Raw genomic sequence first — 18560 nt, forward strand, 5'->3', positions numbered from 1 at the left:
CATGCAGGAACGGACTACCGACCTACTGGTCGTCGGCAGCGGCGTCGCGGGCTGTGCGGCCGCGCTGGCCGGCGCACGGGCGGGCGCCGACGTGACGCTCGCGACGAAAGCCAGCCGGCCCGAGGATTCGACCTCGTACTGGGCGCAGGGTGGCGTCGCGGTCTCTCGGGGCGACCCCGAGGCGTTCAAGCAGGACATCATCGAGGCCAGCGACGGGATTGCGGACCCCGAAGCGGTCGACGTCCTCGTTTCGGAGGCCGACGAAGCCGTTCGGGACGTGTTCGTCGACACCCTTGACGTCGATTTCGACGAAAACGGCGATGGCCCCGACTACTGTCAGGAAGCCGCCCACAGCGAGGCGCGCATCCTCCACGTCGACGCCTCGACGGGCAAGCACGTGCTGGCACCGTTCCTGAACCACCTGCAGGGCCACGAGCGCGTCGAGGTACTGGAGGACACCGCGGCGCTCGAACTCCTGACTCACGAGGGGCGAGTCCACGGTGCGATGCTGGAACGCGACGGCGACTGGGCGCCCTGCTATGCTGGCGCGACGGTACTCGCGACCGGCGGTATCGGTGCGTGCTATCAGCGCTCAACGAACCCGCCGACAGCGACCGGTGACGGCATCGCGATGTCTGCCCTCGCTGGCGCGGACGTCGAGGACATGGAGTACGTGCAGTTCCATCCGACTGCTTTCGCTGGTGGGGACGAGGATGCCGGCCAAGGCACCTTCCTTCTCAGCGAGGCCATCCGCGGCGAGGGCGCGCTCCTCCGAAACGCCAACGACGAACGGTTCATGCCCGACTACCACGAGGACGCCGAACTCGCGCCGCGTGACGTGGTCGCCCGCGCGGTGAAGGCCGAACGCGAACGTACCGGCGAAGTGACGCTGGACGTCTCGCCGCTGGATTTCGAGGGCGAGTTCCCGGACCTCCACGCCGAATGTGAGAATCGGGGCGTCGACCCCACCGACGGGATTCCGGTCGCGCCCGCCGAGCACTTCCTCTGTGGCGGCATCGATGTCGACACTAAGGGTCGGTCCTCGCTGGACCGGCTCTTCGCGGTCGGCGAGTGTGCCCGAACTGGTGTTCACGGCGCGAACCGGCTGGCCTCGACCAGCCTGCTGGAAGCGCTCGTGTTCGGACTTCGGGTGGGGGAGGCCGCCGCCGGCTTCGATGCCGAACGCGTCGAGGCGCCCGAGTTGCTCGATAGCGATCCCGACCTGCCGGAGAGCTTCGCGGCCGAGAAGTTCGTCCGTCTGCGCCGGGTACTGGACGAGTTCGTCGGCATCGAACGCACGCCGGAGGACCTCTCGCGTGCCGCGGGCGTCCTCCGGCGGCTGAAGGGCGAAATCGACGCCTACACCCGAACCCGGACGAGTCGCTCGCTGTACGAACTCCGGAGCGCCTGCGTGAGCGCGCTGCTGGTGACCCGTGCGGCCGCCGAGAACGGCACCTCGCGGGGCTGTCACCACATCGCCGAGGAGGGGACCACCGTTGACGCTGATTGAGCAGTCGCAGATCGAACGTTGGCTCCGGGAGGACGTGGGTCACCACGACGTGACGAACGAGGTACCCGGGGAGACGGACGGCCGACTCGTCGCCAAGGAATCGGGCGTTGTCGCCGGCCTCGATGCCGCCGAAGCGGTCTTCGACTACCTCGGCGTTGACGTCGACGAGTGTGTCGAGGCTGGCCAGCGTATCGAGGCGGGCGACGCCGTGCTTCGAGTCGACGGCCCTACCGCCGACGTCCTCCGAGGCGAGCGTGTCGCGGTGAACATCGCCGGGCACGCTTCCGGCATCGCGACGAAGACGCGGAGAGCCGTCGATGCTGCACGGGAGGTGTCGGATTCAGTCGATATCGCCGGCACTCGAAAGACCACACCCGGCCTCCGCGGCGTCGAGAAACGCGCTCTCGTCGCCGGCGGCGGCGACACTCATCGGCTTGACCTCTCGCATATGGTGATGGTCAAAGACAACCACGTCGCCGAGATGGGGATGGAGGCGGCCGTCGCGCGGTTCCGCGAGCGGGCGTCCTTCGCGACGAAAATCGAGGTCGAAGTCGAACGGCCCGAGCGAGCGGTCGATGCCGCCGAGGCCGGCGCCGATATCGTCCTTCTAGATAACATGACGCCGGCAGAAGTCGAGCGGGCCGTCGCGACACTTCCGGAGGAGACGCTTGCCGAAGCAAGCGGTGGGATTACTGTTGAGGACATTCCCGACTACGCGGCGACGGGTGTCGACGTCATCTCGATGGGTAGTTTGACCCACAGCGCGCCGACGCTGGATTACTCCTTCCGGACCGGCGCCGAGTGATTATTCGAGCAGGCTTTCGCCAGTCATCGCCCCGGGTTTCTCGACGTCGATGAGCGATAGTAGTGTCGGTGCGATATCAGCGAGAGTTCCACCTTCTCGGACCCGCTGGTCGCCGTCGCTGCCGTCGGAGGCAACGTAGATGAACGGGACGGGATTGGTGGTGTGGGCCGTGTGCGGGTCCTCCGCTGTACCCATGTCGTCGGCGTTGCCGTGGTCGGCGGTCACGAGCAGGTGGCCGCCCGCGTCTCGGACGGCCGTTTCGAGCCGCGCGAGTTGTGCGTCGACGGCCTCGACGGCTGCCTTGGCCGCCTCGAAATCGCCCGTGTGGCCGACCATGTCGGGGTTGGCGTAATTGAGCACGAGCACGTCGGGGTCGTGGCTCTCGATACGGCCGATGGCGGTGTCGGTGAGTTCCTCGGCGGACATCGCCGGCTGTTTGTCGTAGGTCGCCACGTCCGGGCTGTCGACGATTTCGCGATGCTCGCCGTCGAATTCCACCTCGCGGCCGCCGTTGAGGAAGTAGGTGACGTGGGCGTATTTCTCGGATTCGGCCATCCGCAACTGGGTGAGATTCTCCGCCGCGAGGACTTCGCCCAGGGTGTTTTCTGGCTCCAGCGGCGGGTAGGCGACGGGCAGGTCAAACGTCTTGTCGTACTCCGTCATCGTCACGAGTTCGATTTCCGGCGGTGAGGTGTCGAACTCCCAGACGGGGTCGATGTCCGCGAGCATCCGCACGAGTTGGCGCGCGCGGTCCGCACGGAAGTTGAAGAAGACGACCGAATCGCTGTCTTCGAGTGCCGGCCGGTCGGCAACGAGCGTCGGTTCGACGTATTCGTCGGTGTCGCCGCGCTCGTAGGAGGCTTCGACGGCTTCGACGGCCGAGTCGGCTTCGTGTGGCGCCTCGCGATTGACGATGGCGTCGTAGGCGCGCTTCGTCCGCTCCCAGTTCTGGTCGCGGTCCATCGCGTAGTAGCGGCCACAGACCGTCGCGACGTCACCCGTCCCGGCCTCGTCGACGACGGACGCCAGTTCCGAGAGGTAGCCTGCGCCGCCTTTCGGTGCCGTATCGCGGCCGTCGGTGAAGGCGTGGGTGACCGCGTCGACGCCCTGCTCGGCGGCGAGTTCGATGAGCGCGTGGAGGTGTTCCTGATGGGAGTGGACGCCGCCGTCGCTGACCAGCCCCATGAAGTGGACGCGGCCGTCGTTGTCGTCGGCGTGCTGTAGGGCGCCGCTGATGGCCTCGTTGTCCGCGAAGGCGTCGGCGGCGATGTCGTCGGTGATGCGGGTCGATTCCTGCTTGACGACGCGGCCCGAGCCGATATTTAAGTGGCCGACTTCGCTGTTGCCCATCTGTCCTTCCGGCAGTCCGACCCGCCGGCCGTGGGTTTCGAGCGTTCCGAAGGCGCCCGTCTCGCGCAAGCGGTCGAAGGTCGGCGTCTCGGCGGCGGCGACGGCGTCGGATTCGTCGCCGTCTCCGAGGCCCCACCCGTCGAGAATGACCAGCGCTGCTCTCATTATCTAAAGGGAGCCCGTCCCCGCACAAGGCCGTGTCGGTGTCTAGGTGGAGAGGATTCGTTACTCAATAACCACTATTCAAAAGGGACCACAACCGCCTCCGAAGCCCTCGGCCGGCTACGGTCGCGCGCCCCACGCTGCGCGCCTCGTCGCTTACTTCGTTCGCTCCTACGGTGCTTGCGGGGTCGTGCTTCCCGTACCCGCCCTCGCCCTTCGATTCCACCAGGTACGGCAACCGCGCCACAAGCCTCCCCAGCCGACTCTCTCAGCCTCGCTACCGCTCGGCTTCGGTCGTCCCTCGCGCGCTGGCTGGCCTGACCGCCGCTCACGAACGCGTTCGCGGCGGTCGGCCAGCGCGCCGAGGGCTTTCCGGCTGTTTGCGGTCACGCAGTCGCCACGCTCGGTTTATAAATAATCGAGAGAAAAGTCGATTCAAAATCATAGTGGCGGGGTGTCTCGGAAACGTTTTCCCGCGGCCGCCGATACTGACTGGCATGGACTTGCGGGTCATCGGCGTCCTGCTGCTCGTGCCGCTGCTGGACGTCATGCTGCTGGTCGTGTTGGCGACGCGTCTCGGACCGGCGGTGACCGTGGCGCTGGTCGTGTTGACTGCCTTCATCGGCCTGCTGTTGGTTCGAGCGGAGGGGCGCCACACGCTCGGGCGCTTGCAGGCGAAAGTCGCCGAAGGGTCCCCGCCGACGAACGAACTGCTGGACGGAGCCCTGCTTCTCATCGCCGGTGCGCTGATGCTCACCCCCGGCCTCGTGACGGACCTCGTCGGCCTGCTGTTCGTGCTGCCGCCGACCCGCTACCCGATTCGCGTCGCCGTCAAGAAGTACGTCGTCACGCCCTACGTCGACGCCAAAACCGGTGGATTCGCCACGGGGAACGTCTATATGGGCGGCTTCCCGAACGACGGTGGCGATAGCGACCCACGCGGCGAGGAGTTCTTCAAACAGGGCGACGGCGGCGCGGTCGATATGGACGACGACGCGTACGAATTCAGCGACGCGGACGACGATACTGGGTCGGATGACGGGTTCACCGACGTCCGGTTCGACGAGGAGTCGGACGACGAGGACCCGCGCGAACCGTAACCGTGGGACGGCGCGCCGAAGGACGACCGAAAAGAAACGTTTAAACAAGTGTCCGCATTACGATGAACTGCGCTGACCTAGGGCCAATAGCTCAGCTAGGTATGAGCGCTCGGCTGATAACCGGGAGGTCCTCGGTTCAAATCCGAGTTGGCCCACTCCCGGCGTGGGCGGCCTTTGGCTGTCCCGCATAGTGGGCTGAACTCCCGTCAGCGCCCAACTTTCGTTGCTTCAACTTTTGATAAGATGCTTCTGTAGTCGGTGAGTTGAACCGAGAAATCCACGCGCCCCTACAACGTCTTCGGGTTTGATTAGTTGAACTGCTAAAAAGCCAATTTGCAGAGTTATTTGTTTAGCTGTGGACGGACATAGGCCTCATATACCGCTACGAAGGTAACAGCGCCAGCCACTTGGCCTAATAGTGTCAGGCTTCTAATCCCTAATTCTGCAACTTGGAGCAGAAAGAGAATAAAAGCGAAGGCCCCAATAGCTTCGATTCCCCGATTCCAAATCCGAGTGAGCAAGTCCTCTGCGGTCGTATCTTCGCTCATTAGCGCTGAACTTTGATGGAATTGGAGGTCTTTCAATTGTTTCTGTAATGCCATAATCGTCTTCTCAGATTCCTTATAACGACCGCGCCAATAATCCGCCTCATTTTCAACATCGGTCGGAGCATCATCCTCAGAAGGGACGCGACCCATTGTCATCATCTTCGTCTGATTCTTCCACCAGTCCGAAGGCTCCTCACGTTGGCCCGTCTCCTCATCTTCACTCATAGACGCGGATATATCTCCTTAGTTTAATAATTGTTTAGGTTATAATTATATATCATCTAAGTAATCTCTACGCTGTTCTGCCTTCTCCTCTTCAGTTCGTCGGTCGTAGTGCTTTTCAAGCACATCGAGGCTCACGTTCATCCGATCACCAACGATTTTCTCGGGAACATCCTCGGAGAGATGGTGCGTGATTGAACCACGCCGAATGGCGTGGGGACTCACACTTGACGGGCACTTACTGGCTTTATTCGTCTCCATCGCCTCACACGTCGCCTTCTGTCGTCCATGCGGGCAATCTCCGGTATAGATACAAGGACGACTGATTCGGTAGATGCTATCCCGTAAGGAAGTCTTCGCGGGTCGTCCTTCGGAAGTGGTGAACAACGGCTTTCGACCAGAATTATCCTCGGCCTCGATGCGATGATACTGGAGGTAGGCATCCAGCGCATCACAAACTTCAGCGTTCAACGTGACGACTCGTTCCCCGTCTTCCTTGTTTTTCAGCCGAGTATCTGACTCAGGACGGTGGTGCAACTCGATTGTCTGGTCTTCGGGATTGTAGTCTGCGAGGTCGATGCTATGAGCCGCACCGATTCGCATTCCTGTGAGCCAAAGTACTTCCACAAGGGCGTGGGTGCGAGTTCCGAACTCGAATTGTCGGAGATAGTCTATCAATTGTTCCGCAGCCTCCGAATCGAGCATCGCGTCACGCCGGTCTTCCGTCTTCGAGAGTGAGGGAAGCAGTATCTTGTCGTGTAGTCCCTCCTCTACGGCGTCGATGTTTGCACACCAGTTGATGAATACCCGAAGGGTAGAGAGCTGAGTGACGAGCGTGACGTTATTAAGATCACCATCGTCCCGACGCCACATCTTGTATCGCTGTAAGTCGCGTCCCGACAGCCCGTTCAAATTCTCTATCTCCTCGACCTCTTCGCACCAATGAATGAAGTGTTTGAGCCGGTAGTGGTGTGCTTGAATCGTATTTGTTGATACCTCGCTTTCCCGCTGGGAAAGATACATCTCCTTAGCTTCAGCTGGACGAATCGGTTCCAGGTTGTTTTTGTTGGTCATCGGTTTTCTTCCTGTAATCACAGGACGTGGGGGGCTGGCCCCAGGCCAATACGTTCCGATGAGCGTCGGCAGATAACCATATGTGCGGTAGAGGGAGAGTCTTGTATTCGGGCAGTTCAAGCCTTCTATCCCTCGTCCTCGGTTTCAAATCCGAGTTGGCCCACTCCCGGTCCGAACGGTCTTTGGCCGTCGGGCATAGTGGGCTGAACTCCCGTCAGCGTATCACTTTCGCTGTTCCAATTTTCCATAGCGGTGGCTCCGAGCACCGTTTGATATCGTCCGCGTAAAATCAATCTCGCAACGCCGTCGCCCGTTCCGTCAGAACGTGTAGGCGAGCATCACTTCGTCGACGTATTCGTCGCCGATGCTGTAGTGGTCCTTGCGGATGCCTTCGGTGTCCCAGCCGCGTGATTCCAGGAACGCGACGGCTTCGTCGTTGGTGGTCGGCACGCTGTTGTAGACTTTCCGATAGCCGTTGGCTTCGGCCCAGTCGAGGGCCCGTTCCATGAGTTTGGTGCCGATTCCGTGGTCCTGATAGTCGCTTTTGACGCCGACGGTCAACTGGGCGGTACTCTGGAGTTTGTCGAGTTGGGGCAAATCGAGATGCGACCAGCCGACCACCTCGCCGTCGACCGCCGCGACGAAGAAGACGCGGGATTCGACCTTGTTGTGCCGGGTGACCGTATCCTCGTAGAGCAGTTGTTCGGCGATGGATTCGGCGACGATGTAGGTATCCTCGGCGGTGACGTCCCGAATCGCGTCGACGAGGCCCTCGAAATCCGACTGCTGGGCGGGGCGAATGACGTACTCGAAGTCGTCGGCGTCGTAGGCCTCCACGGAGCCGACATCGAGTGCGACTTCCAGCGTGCCGCCGTCGTCTTCGAGGTAGCCGCGACTCTTCAGCCGTTCGAGGGCGTCCTGAAACTCGTCGGGGTCCAGCGACGTCACCTCGCGGACGCGGTGGCGGGCGGCCGTCCCGTGCCGTTCGACGTACCGATAGATTTCCTCGCCGGCCTCCGATTCGAACGTCGGCCGTTCGCTCGTTTCCATGGTTGGTCACAAGAGGCGAACCCCCTTTAGGTCTTGTTGCGCGCGAACGATTCGCCGGGAGAAATGGGGCTTCGACAGTCGGTCGACGATTAGCCGAAAACGGTGGGGCCGGCGGAAACGCCGGCTGCCCGAGGTGTGAGGTGAGATGCCGGGAACGACCCGGCCCGCGACCGTTGCGTCGGCGACAGCCCTGACCGGCCGCGTGCGTATTCACCGCGAGCGCACCGCCTATTCGTGCGTCCGCGGTATCGGCGCGTTTGTGCATCGGCTAATAAAAGTTGCCCAGACCGACCTGACGGCACCTTCGAACCAACCCGCGCTGCTGCTCTCAGGGGTCCATCGAGTCCCCCGTCCGACTCCGTCACGGCTTTGCCGCCGCGTCGCTCGGGTCCGATATGGACCTCCGTATCGCCACCCGGTCGGACGCCGAGGCCATCGCGTCCATCTATCGCCCCTACGTCGAGGAGACGGCGATTACCTTCGAGGAGACGCCGCCGGACGCCGAGACGATTGCGGACCGCATCGCCGACACCGTCGAGACGTATCCGTGGTTCGTCGCCGAGCGCGACGGCGAGGTGGTCGGCTACGCCTACGGCGGCAAACTCCGAAAGCGCGCGGCCTACCGCTGGGTCGTCGAACTCTCGGTGTACGTCGACCGCGAGCGTCGGCGCACCGGCGTCGGGTCGGCGCTCTATCGCGCGCTGCTGTCGACGCTCGAACAGCAGGGCTTTCAGAGCGCCTACGGCGTCGTTACCCTGCCGAACCCCGAAAGCGTCGCCTTCCACGAGGAACTGGGCTTCGAGCGGACGGCCTTCCTCCCCGAATCGGGCTACAAACTCGGTGAGTGGCACGATGTCGCGTGGTTCGAGCGCGCGCTCGGGGAGGGCCGCCCCGAGAACCCGACGGACCCGACGCCCTTCTCGGCGTGCCGCGACGCCGCGTGGCTGGATACCATCCTCGCGGATGTATCGGCCGGCGCGGAGTGAGGCGGGACGTGCCCACGCGTCGGACCGGCGCGAACCGGAAGCCCTGAACCGCTGGACGTTCTATGTGGAGTATGCCGCTTTCGAACGCCGATGCCGAGGGGTCGAGACTGCCGGGCTGGGCGGCGGGTGCCCTGTTGCTCGTCGGGACCGTCTCCGTCGCGGGAATCGCCGACTACCTGCTGACCAGCGCGGGCTTTGACCTCCTCGGCACGCTGGTGTGGGGCTTCTGCTATACCACGGCGCTTTTCGTCGTCTGGATGGTCTGGCTCCGCGATATCGAACTGACGGGGCCGACCGAGGGGCTGGACCGCGAGCGTTAAGCAAGAAGTGAACTGCCCGTGCCAGTCTCGCTCGTCTGATAACTCACATCTCTTGAAGGCGTGAAACTGGCCTCGCAAGAATTAAGAGCGAAACAACGCGATACCCGACAAGGATGTTCGAGCTCCCCCTGCAGCTAATCGACGACTTCCTGATGAACTATCACGTCGGTCACGCGCTGTTGCTCGCGTTCATCGGCGCGGTCGGCGCCGGCTTCGCCGTCAACCGCTCGGTCAAGGTCCTCGGCATTCAGTTCGCCCTGTTCGGCCTGCTTTTCATCGTCACACCGAGTACGATGATGCCGACCACGTTCCTCTATCTCGGTATCGGCCTCGCCGTTATCGGGCCCGTCATCGCTATTTCAGCCAAGGAGTAATCCCCGTCCAACTCCCCCGCCGACCGCTGTCGTCCCCGTAGCGTTCCTGCCTTCTCCCCTGCCGTCTCTCTCCCACCGTCCGTGTGCCGCTACTCGTCGGCGACGATTTCCTCGTAGCGCGCGCCCGTCTGTTTCAGCGTCGCCGTCGAGTAGAGCCGTTCGTGGCCGACGGGCAGGTACTCGTCGGCCAGTTCGTCGATTTTCGCGGCGACGGCCTCCGCATCGCGGCCGTGAATCATGGTAAAGAGGTTGTACGGCCACCCCTGTTCGGGCCGTCGCGGTCGGTGGTAGCACAGCGTCACATAGGGGAGTTTACCGACGACCTCGCCCCACTCGTCGAGGTGTTCGTCGGGCACGTCCCAGACGACCATGCAGTTGGCGTCGAAACCCGTGACGACGTGGTTGACGACACAGCCGATGCGCTTGATACAGCCGTCGGCCTGAAGCCGTTCGATGGCCGCCAGCACGTCCTCGACAGGGGCGTCGACGGCCGCAGCGACATCACGGTACGGCGTCTCCGAGAGAGGGAAGCCGTCCTGAATCTCCAGCAGGAGCGCCTTGTCGAGCGCCGAGAGGTCCGCGGCGGCCGTCTCGGAGATGCGGGTTGCCTCCACCTCGGTTTCGGCCAGCGACTCGCGGGCGAACCGGTCCGTATTGACCACCGGAAATTCGAGGTCGATGTAGAAGTCGGTCAGCATCGGGAGGTTCAGCACCTCACAGCCGGTCCGGGCCTCGATATCAGCTATAATCTCGTCGCGCGTCTCCAGCGACCCGGCAGTGACGACGAACCACATGTTCCACTCGTGGTCCCGCCGGTAGTTGTGGTTGACCTGCTGGTAGGAGTTGATGACCTCGGCTACTTCCTCGAAGCGCTCCTCGGGGGCGCTGACCGCGGCCAGCGTCGAGGCACCGATGACGGGCGGATTGAGGACGGGGCCGAACCGGCGGAAGATGCCCTCCTCGCGCAGTCGCTCGACGCGCCGGAGCGCCTCGGGTTCGGTGATGCCGAGGTCCTCGGCGACGCGTCGGAACGGCCGCTCCTCGATGGGGAAGCCGGACTGATAGCCGTCGATGAGGGCGGCGTCGACGTCGTCGAGGCCGGCGCGCCAGTCGTCGCCGTCGGCCGCGGGCGAACTCATTGCCCACTCTACGGAAGCGGGGGATTAGGATTCGTCGGTTTCGGCGGCCGTCGCCGGTGAACGTTCGTCTATCGACGCGGCCTCCCATCTGTCGTTCCGGAACGGAGCGATTTTTGTCGGAGCGACCCTGAGAACCGAGTATGGCAGTAGAGCAATCCTACGGCGAGTGGCCCCTCAAGCGGCTGATGACCGAAGTCGTCGGTTCCGGGCACAAATCGGCCGACGACATGACCCGCGAGCAGGCCGAAGAGGCTTTCCAGCGCATTCTGGACGACGAACCCGACCCGACGACGCTGGGTGCCTTCCTGCTGGCCAACCGCTGGAAGCGCAACACGCCCGAGGAGCTGGGCGCGTTCGTCGACGTGATGGCCGAGGGCGTCGACCACGCCGCCCCCGACTGCGACCCCGTCGACTGCGGCGCCAACTACGACGGCAAGGGCCGCAGCGCTATCTTCGGCGTCGGCGCCGGACTGGTCGCCGCCGCCGCAGGAACGCCCGTCGTCGCTCACTCCGGGGACCGCGTGCCGACCCAGAAGCAGGACGCCTACAAGCACGTCCTCGACGAGTTGGGCGTTCGCACTGACCTCTCGTCCGAGGAATCGGCCGATATGACCGACGAGGTCGGCTTCGGGTTCTACTACCAGCCGAACTTCGCCCCCGAGGTCGACGCGCTCGAGGACCGCCGCGAGGAGATGGGCGTTCGAACCTTCATCAACACCATCGAGACGCTGGCGAACCCCGCCGAGGCCTCGACGCATCTCGGCTCCTTCTACCATCTCCCCTACGCCAAGCGCATCATCGACACCTTCCAAGAGGCCGAAACGGCGACGGTCGACCGCGTCGTCATGTTCCAGGGGATGGAGGGCTACGACGACGTCCGCCCCGGGTCGACGAAGGTGGCCGTCTGGAACGAGGGCGAGGAGATGGACGACTTCGATATCGAGACGCCCGAGTACGGCATGGACTTCGAGGAAGAGGACCTCCACGTCGACGACGTGGCGGCCGACTCCGCCACGATTACCGAGGACGTCCTGACGGGCGAGCGCGACGACGAGTTCGCCGACGCTATCGCCGTCAACGCGGCCCTGCGAATCTACGCTGGCGGGGACGCGGAGGATATCGATGCCGGCCTCCAGCAGGCCCGTGAGGCCCTCGAAAGCGGTGCTGCGGCGGAGAAACTCGAGGAACTGCGGGACTTCTAAGGTTCCGACTCGCGCCGACTACTGCTCGGCGGTCGGCGCGTCGGCCGCACGCCGCAATTCGAAGCCATCGTACCCCTTCTCGCGAACCGTCTCACAGATGTCTCGGTACATCTCCAGACCGCCGGGGAAGGGCGTGAAGACGGTCGGTTTGTCGGGGACGTTCTCGCCGCGATACCACGAATCGGCCTCCGAGAAGAGCATCTGGTCGGCCAGCATGTTCGTCTGGGAGACCCACTGGGATTCGGATTCCTCGGTCGGTTCGATGTGGCTGTAGCCCTCGCTGTCCATGTACTCGATGCAGTCGGAAATCCACTCGACGTGCTGTTCGATGGCCATCGGCATGTTGGTCAGCACGGAGGGACTCTGCGGGCCGGTGATAGTGAACAGGTTCGGGAAACCATTGATACCGAGGCCGAGATACGTCTGTGGGCCCGCGGACCACTTTTCCTCCAGCGAGTGGCCGTTTCGCCCCTCGATGTCGAACGCGAGCAAGGCGCCGGTCATCGCATCGAAGCCGGTCGCGAAAACGACGATATCGAGGTCGTAGTGGTCGTCGGTCGTCCGGATGCCGTCGGCGGTGAATTCGGTTATCGGCGCCGAATCGACGTCGACCAGACTGACGTCCTCGCGGTTGTAGGTCCCGTAGTAGTCGTTGTAGTCCATCGGCGGCCGCTTGGATCCGTAAGGGTGGTCCGTCGGGACGAGTATCTCGGCGGTGTCGGGGTCGTCGACCGTCTCGCGAATCTTCGAACGGATGAACTCCGAGATTATCTCGTTCGTCTCCTCGTTGGAGAGGACGTGGCCGGGTTCGAAGGCGTGCAGAAAGCGGAAGCCGCCCTGTTGCCAGCGCTTCTCCAGAATCTCGTGAATCTCCTTCTCGGAGAGGCGTCGTGCGGAGTTCTCCTCGCTATCGAAGGGCATTCCGAGACGCGAGTATCGGGCCCGCTCCCAGATGTCGTCGTAGTTCGCCCGAATCTCTTCGTATTCGTCCTCCTCGAGCGGGCGGTTCCGTGCGGGGACCGCGTAGTTCGGCGTCCGCTGGAAAACGGTCAGGTGACCCGCACGTTCGGCGATTTCCGGAATGGTCTGGATACCCGTCGACCCGGTGCCGATGACGCCGACGCGCTTGCCATCGAAGTCGACGCCGCCGTCGGGCCAGCGACTCGTGTGATACCACTCGCCCGCGAACTCGTCGAGGCCGTCGAAGTCGGGCATGAACGGTTCGGAGAGACAGCCAACGGCGCTGATGAAGAAGCGCGTCGTCACCCGCTGGCCGTCGGCCGTCTCGACCTCCCAGAGGCCGGTCCCGTCGTCGAAGGTCGCCGCCGTCACCTCCGTCTCGAACTCGATATCGCGGCGCAAATCGAGGTGGTCGGCGGCGAAGTTGAGGTAGTCGAGGATTTCCGGCTGTTCGGGGTAGCGTTCGCTCCATTCCCACGACTCCAGCAGGTCGTCGTCGAAGGAATAACAGTAGATGTGGCTCTCGCTGTCGCAGCGAGCGCCCGGATACCGGTTCCAGTACCACGTCCCGCCGACGCCGTCGGCCTTCTCGTAGACGCGGACCGACAGCCCTAGTTCCCGCAGGCGATGCAGCATGTAGAGTCCGGAAAAGCCCGCCCCGACGACGACGGCGTCGACCTCGGGCGCGTCTCCGGCTTCGTGTTGGTCGTCAACAGACACCGAAATTCACCTGCCTTGTCTGTGGGCTATCGCCAGTTAAACTTGCTACCTGTCAAGCGAGGTAATAGGGTGCATCCGTCCCCGTCGCTTCCCCGTTGTTAGTCGTCGGTGAACTCCTCCGGCACGTCGAGTCCCTCCCACAGGCCCGAGAGGCTCTCGGGGGAGACGTCGCTCGACGGCGTGACGCTCCGCGGCGAGGGCCGAGAGACGGTCCGGACCGTCGTCGTCTCGACGGCCACCTGTTCGACCTGCGTCCGTGTGACTGGGTGCGGCCGGTACTCGTTGTTGATGTAGAGTTCCAGTTGATTGGTGAGGCGGTCGGGTTCGCCCTGTCCGGCCTGTGCCTGCACGAGTTCGTCGGCGGTGATTACGCCGCTGTTGCCCGGCGGGATGACGTCGCCCGCGGTGGCCTGCCACGTCGCCTCGTCGTCGGACTGCCAGCCGTCGGCGTCGAGCACCTGATTGTACGTCGCGCGGTTGCGCATGTCCATCGTCTCGACCTGCGTGCCGCCGAGCGGTCGGAACCGGCTCTTGTGGACCGGTTCGAGCCAGTGGGCGGGGTCGGGGCTCTCGAACTCGGCTTCGAGGGCTTCGGCCGTCTCCGACAGCGCCTCCCGAATCAACTCGTCGCGGCGGCCGTCGAACCACTCGTAGTCGGTGTCACCGCGGAGCGCGTCGATGAAGGTCACGTCGTTCCAGACGGTGCCGTGCGGGTCTGCGTGCCGGGAGATGGGTGGCTCCCAGTCGATGCTCGGGCCGTCCTCGTCGGGCGCGGTCGTGATATCGAAGACGCGTTCCTGGAGTCGCGAGCGCACCTCGTCGTAGATGGCGTGGCCGGGCTGGTCGTAGCGGTCGTCGCCGTCGGTGTACGGGATTTCATCGTTGCCGTCGTCGAACCAGTCGGCGTGGTCGTCGGCCCACCGCTGGAGGTACTCGCCCATCTCCCGAACCCGCTCGTCGTCGCTACCCTTCGCGGCGTCGGCGAGGAACGGCGAGGAGACGTGCGCCGAGGCGTCGTGGAGCGCCGCCAGATGGATGACTTCGGCGATGTCGTCGGCCGTCAGCGGGTTCTGTGCGGCCTGCGGCGGCTGATTGCCCTTCGCGTCGAGGCCCGCCGCCTCCCGGAGCAGGCGGTCGAGTTGCTCGACGCGGTGGATGGAGCCCCAGTTCTGTTCGTTGTCGCCGGCCCGCCAGTCCGGCGCGGGGCCGTTGTTCCAGTTGACGACGTAGCCGCGGTCGGGATTGCGGGCGTGGGTGCCCAACCCGAGGCCGACCTGCGTGCCGCGCCACGAATGGGTCGCGGGCGTCTGCGGGAAGCGGTAATCGGGGCCGTCCTCGCGGTCCGGTATCTTGCCGGTGTGGTAGTAGGCGATGTCGCCCGAATCGCTGATGACGTGGAAGTTGAACGTGAAGGGGAACTCCTCGATGCTGTTTTCGAACTCGTCGAGGTCACCGACTGCGGCGGTTTCGGCCCACAACTGGGAGCCGGGAACCTCCTCTTTGCGCGTGGTTTTGCGCTGACACCACGCGACGTTCGCCTCTGGATTCCACGCGATGACGGGCATCTCCGCGCCCTGCTCGACGACGTAGGCGACCTCCTGTTCGACGATGCGGGTTTCGGGGCTGCCGCCCAGCGCGGGCGAGACGGGGGAGGCGACGTGTTCCTCCCGTCGCGTCTCCATCTCGTGCCATTTGCCCTCCCACCTGTAGCGGTGTTTGTCGTCGGGGTCGAGTTCGACCGCGATGGTATCGACCATGTCGTCGCGGCCGGAGGTGACCGTCCACGCGAGGCCGTCTTCGTCCTCCCCCGAACCGTTCGTCCGCCCGACGACCATCGCGGGCGCGGCGGTGACGCCGATGCCGCTCATGTCGTAGCCCGCGCCGTGAAGCCCCACCTCGTAGGGGATAGGGGGCTTGAAAAAGCCCATCTGCGGGCCGCCGCCGAGCAGTGGCTGGCCGCTCTCGCTCAGTTCACCGGAGACGATGACGGCGTTGCTACCCCACTTGAAGCCGGACATGATACCCTGACCTTCCGCCCGCCCTTCGATGACGTCGTCGGGGAGCGACAGGTCGAGTTCGATACCCCACGGTTCGACGGCGTCGGGGTCGGCGGCTTCGAGGAAGCGCTGCTGTTCGTCGGGCAACTCCTCCCACGAGTCGGGGGCCGTTTCGCCGCCGTCGACGTTTAGGTCCTCGTCGGTCAGCGAGGTGTAGTGGTCGTCGGTCGTCTCCAGCCAGTTGAGGTCGGCGTAGGCGTCGAAGGCGTCGTCCCACGACCCGAGGTTCTCCTGCATCCGATAGAGGGTCTTCGCGTTCGAGAGTTCGGCGCCGCCGGAGACGCCGAAGAAGCCGATGAGGTAGTTGATGGCGGCGACGGAGTCCTGCGGCTTCCACGGCTCCGGCGGGTGCCCGAGCGCGGCGAACTCCGCCGGCAGGGTCCCGTTGGCGGCCATCTCGACCATCCGGCGGTTGACGCCGTCGGTGAAGCCACGGACGACCGTCTTGAACGTCGGCGGCGCGTCCTGCCATTGCTGGTCGATTTCCTCCCGGGAGTAAAGGTCGCGTTTGACCTGAATGTCGCTGGCCAACTGGCCCGGACCGAGGACCTTCGCGCTGTCGCCGTAGCCGATGTGTCGGATGGCGTCCATCTGGAAGAGCCGGTCGCCGGCCTGTGCGTAGCCGTTGCCGTAGCCCAGCGCGTACACCGAGTCGGCGTAGATGTGCGGTTCGCCGGCCTCGTCGCGTAGTATCTCGATTTGCTCGGCGGTCGTGTCGGTCGTGAGGGTCTCGGCGGCGCTTACGCCCGTTCCGGCGGCCAGCCCCGCGGCTCCACCCAGTCCCTGCAAGAAGGTGCGTCGCTCCATGAACGACGCGTGCTTGGCCGTAACTCCCGATAGTCGAATCGCCGTCTATCGTGGGTCGTTTATGAATACCAGCAAAAACGTCCGTAAACGGGTCGTCGGTCGGTTCGGCGGTCCGGGTGGCCGGCAGTCGGTCCGACTGTCTAGCTGTCTCGTCGGCGGTCTAGCCCTCGTAGCCGGCGGCGGCCATCAGTTTCGCGAAGATGTCCGAATCCATGACCTCCTCGTAGACGATGCCGCCGACCATGCCGCCGGGGTAGCTGTTGCCGTTCATCGCGTGGTTGACCTTGTGGCAGTGCATGAGGTAGATGCCGGGGTCGGCGTCGGCATCGAACTCGATGGTCTTCCGTTCGGCGGGCGCGAGGTTGACGATGTCCTGCTCGTACTGGGCGGCCTCGGGCACCTGCGAGCCGTCCTTCTCGACGAGCCGGAACCGGTGGTTGTGGGTGTGCATCGGGTGGTCCATGTAGCCGTTGTTCGCGAGGTGCAGCCGGACGGTATCACCCTGCGAGACGATGATAGGGGAGCCGTCCTCGGGGTGGAGCGTCCGGGGTGCCGACCGGCCGTTGATGGTGAAGACGTCGGGGTTGCGATTGCGGGGACTGTAGGCGACGTCCTCGCCGGCGATCTGTCGGTTGAGCCGGGAGTCCCAGTCCTTCAGCGTCATGAACAGTTCCTGGTCGGCCGGCTCGTAGCCCTCGGGGTCGACCCGGAAGATGCCGTACATGCCCATGTCGATGTGTCGGTGGGTCTGGTAGTGACAGTGGTAGAGGTGGGTCCCCGGCACGTTCGCGGGAATCGTGTAGGTGTGTTTCTCGCCGGGGTTGACGGTGATGCCCGTCGTCGTCGGCACGCCGTCGTTTTCCCACGTCTTGCGGACGCCGTGGAAGTGGAGGGTGTGCGGCATCGAGGCGTCGGTGTTGTCCAGCGTCACCTCGATGTCCTCGCCTTCCTTCGTCCGGATGACGGGGCCGGGAACGCTCGGGGTGCGGTCGTCGGCTTGGAAGGCCCACACTCGGGGAAGTTCGACGGGCCCGCCCATCGCGTCGCCGGGGTGGGCCGCCATCCGGGAGGTGACCGAGCGGAGGGTGACCTGGTTGTTCTGTTCGGTCACGTCGACGACCTGCGGGGCGCCGGCCAGCGGCAGTTTTGCCGCCTGCTGGGCCTGTTGGGCTTGCTGTGGTTGTTCGGTCTGTCGCTGTCGGCCGGCGGTACAGCCGGCCATACCTGCCGCGCCGACGGTGCCAGTCGCCTTCACGAAATCGCGCCGAGAGAACTTCGAACCGGGTGCGCCGATGTTGTCGGTCATTACAGTTGGTCCTCCGAGTGCCATGGATAAACCCCGTCGGGCGAATCCCACCGATTGAGACACGGCCGGCAGCAGGTGAGACGGAAGAACGAGCCGAAGAAAGCACGGCCTACTGAACGCGAAGCGAGTAGGCGATAATCGACAGGCCCGCGAGGACGAAGAGGCTCTCGACGAGGACGCCGACGCCGATATCGACCATCAGGATTTCGAACGTGAAGCCGCCGAGCAGGACGCCGACGACGATGAGGGCGAAGCCGGCCGATAGCAGCCGGAGGGATTCGTCGCGCGTGCGTCGGTAGGCGCTGTAGGCGAAGTAGGTCACCGATCCACCGACCACGAGGATGAGCGTCTTCACGATGGCGACTGCGAGCTGTACTTCGGCGTTGACTGTCGTATGGACCATGGTTAGAGCTCCTTTCTGACTTCCGACCACATGTCGGCGAGGCGTTCCTCGGCCCGGCGGGCGGGGCGTTCGATTTCGACCCCGAGGTTGCGGTCCTCATCGCAGGTGATGACGACATCCTCGAAGTCGACTTCGTAGCGGTTGGCGTGGCTGCCGTCCTGCCGGATTTCGGTGCCCTCCCGGAGGAGCGTCGCCTCCGCCAACTGGTCGAGTTTCCGGTAGAGCGTCGACCGGGGGATATCACAGCGGTCGACCAACTCCCGGGCCGTCCGTGGTTCGTCCAGTTCCCCGATGATGGCGCGACAGTCGTCGTCCTCCAGGGCAGTGACGACCGCTTCGAGGCCGGGGTCCTCGTCGTTCGCCAGCGGGTCCCGGACCATACCCGGCGCTTTCCGGCCCCCGATATAAATACTGTCGCTCGCGGCGGGATGCTGGGGTTTCGATCCCTATGTGACACTACTATTT

The 18560-nt window shown here is 64.2% G+C and carries 17 protein-coding genes and 1 tRNA gene; 8 read left to right on the top strand and 10 right to left on the bottom strand.

Translation table 11 applies throughout. From position 1 onward, the window contains the following. The first annotated feature begins 1 nt into the window (after position 1). Positions 2-1510, top strand: coding sequence for an L-aspartate oxidase (locus HWV23_RS14005; protein ID WP_178291013.1), 1509 nt, complete (start codon positions 2-4; stop codon positions 1508-1510). Further along, a complete protein-coding gene (gene nadC, locus HWV23_RS14010) occupies positions 1503-2315 on the top strand; it encodes a carboxylating nicotinate-nucleotide diphosphorylase (protein ID WP_178291677.1) in 813 nt (270 codons plus the stop codon). The genes HWV23_RS14005 and nadC overlap by 8 nt, the downstream gene beginning before the upstream one ends. Here the strand turns inward: nadC and gpmI are convergent, their stop codons facing one another. Continuing rightward, entirely contained in the window at positions 2316-3830 is a 1515-nt protein-coding gene (gene gpmI, locus HWV23_RS14015) for a 2,3-bisphosphoglycerate-independent phosphoglycerate mutase (protein WP_178291014.1), read from the bottom strand. Between the two features lie 494 nt (positions 3831-4324). Here gpmI and HWV23_RS14020 point away from each other — a divergent pair, with 494 nt between their 5' ends. Then, a complete protein-coding gene (locus tag HWV23_RS14020) occupies positions 4325-4927 on the top strand; it encodes an FxsA family protein (RefSeq protein WP_178291015.1) in 603 nt (200 codons plus the stop codon). 80 nt (positions 4928-5007) lie between these two features. Further along, positions 5008-5082 (top strand) — tRNA-Ile (locus HWV23_RS14025). A 186-nt stretch (positions 5083-5268) separates the two neighbouring features. Here HWV23_RS14025 and HWV23_RS14030 read toward each other — a convergent pair. The 3 genes from HWV23_RS14030 to HWV23_RS14040 form a co-directional block, all read right to left on the bottom strand. Next, positions 5269-5700, bottom strand: coding sequence for a hypothetical protein (locus HWV23_RS14030; RefSeq protein ID WP_178291016.1), 432 nt, complete (start codon positions 5698-5700; stop codon positions 5269-5271). A 45-nt stretch (positions 5701-5745) separates the two neighbouring features. Further along, entirely contained in the window at positions 5746-6771 is a 1026-nt protein-coding gene (locus tag HWV23_RS14035; protein WP_178291017.1) for a tyrosine-type recombinase/integrase, read from the bottom strand. 318 nt (positions 6772-7089) lie between these two features. Beyond that, complete coding sequence (locus HWV23_RS14040) at positions 7090-7821, bottom strand: GNAT family N-acetyltransferase (RefSeq protein WP_178291018.1); 732 nt, start codon at positions 7819-7821, stop codon at positions 7090-7092. Between the two features lie 395 nt (positions 7822-8216). On the opposite strand from HWV23_RS14040, the gene HWV23_RS14045 reads away from it, so the two are divergent. From HWV23_RS14045 to HWV23_RS14055, 3 genes are all read left to right on the top strand, one after another. After that, positions 8217-8807 (top strand): GNAT family N-acetyltransferase, encoded by a 591-nt coding sequence (locus HWV23_RS14045; RefSeq protein ID WP_178291019.1) that lies wholly within the window; start codon positions 8217-8219, stop codon positions 8805-8807. Between the two features lie 71 nt (positions 8808-8878). After that, on the top strand, positions 8879-9127 hold the full coding sequence (locus HWV23_RS14050) for a DUF7996 family protein (protein WP_246282692.1): 249 nt from the start codon (positions 8879-8881) through the stop codon (positions 9125-9127). 113 nt (positions 9128-9240) lie between these two features. Beyond that, positions 9241-9501, top strand: coding sequence for a DUF8006 family protein (locus HWV23_RS14055; RefSeq protein ID WP_178291020.1), 261 nt, complete (start codon positions 9241-9243; stop codon positions 9499-9501). 89 nt (positions 9502-9590) lie between these two features. Here HWV23_RS14055 and ahbB read toward each other — a convergent pair whose 3' ends face one another. Beyond that, positions 9591-10640, bottom strand: coding sequence for a siroheme decarboxylase subunit beta (ahbB, locus tag HWV23_RS14060; RefSeq protein WP_178291021.1), 1050 nt, complete (start codon positions 10638-10640; stop codon positions 9591-9593). A 140-nt stretch (positions 10641-10780) separates the two neighbouring features. On the opposite strand from ahbB, the gene HWV23_RS14065 reads away from it, so the two are divergent. Then, positions 10781-11842 (top strand): anthranilate phosphoribosyltransferase, encoded by a 1062-nt coding sequence (locus HWV23_RS14065; protein ID WP_178291022.1) that lies wholly within the window; start codon positions 10781-10783, stop codon positions 11840-11842. A gap of 18 nt (positions 11843-11860) precedes the next feature. Here the strand turns inward: HWV23_RS14065 and HWV23_RS14070 are convergent, their stop codons facing one another. The 5 genes from HWV23_RS14070 to HWV23_RS14090 form a co-directional block, all read right to left on the bottom strand. After that, on the bottom strand, positions 11861-13522 hold the full coding sequence (locus HWV23_RS14070) for a flavin-containing monooxygenase (protein WP_246282693.1): 1662 nt from the start codon (positions 13520-13522) through the stop codon (positions 11861-11863). 98 nt (positions 13523-13620) lie between these two features. Continuing rightward, complete coding sequence (locus HWV23_RS14075) at positions 13621-16386, bottom strand: penicillin acylase family protein (RefSeq protein WP_178291023.1); 2766 nt, start codon at positions 16384-16386, stop codon at positions 13621-13623. Positions 16387-16546: 160 nt separating this feature from the next. Beyond that, positions 16547-17692, bottom strand: a complete 1146-nt coding sequence (locus HWV23_RS14080; protein WP_178291024.1) for a multicopper oxidase domain-containing protein — start codon at positions 17690-17692, stop codon at positions 16547-16549. Between the two features lie 109 nt (positions 17693-17801). Then, on the bottom strand, positions 17802-18095 hold the full coding sequence (locus HWV23_RS14085) for a DUF7521 family protein (protein ID WP_178291025.1): 294 nt from the start codon (positions 18093-18095) through the stop codon (positions 17802-17804). A 2-nt stretch (positions 18096-18097) separates the two neighbouring features. Further along, a complete protein-coding gene (locus tag HWV23_RS14090) occupies positions 18098-18475 on the bottom strand; it encodes a winged helix-turn-helix domain-containing protein (protein ID WP_178291026.1) in 378 nt (125 codons plus the stop codon). Positions 18476-18560 lie beyond the last annotated feature (85 nt).

Origin of the sequence: Natronomonas halophila (assembly GCF_013391085.1) — an archaeon.
Lineage (GTDB): Archaea > Halobacteriota > Halobacteria > Halobacteriales > Haloarculaceae > Natronomonas > Natronomonas halophila.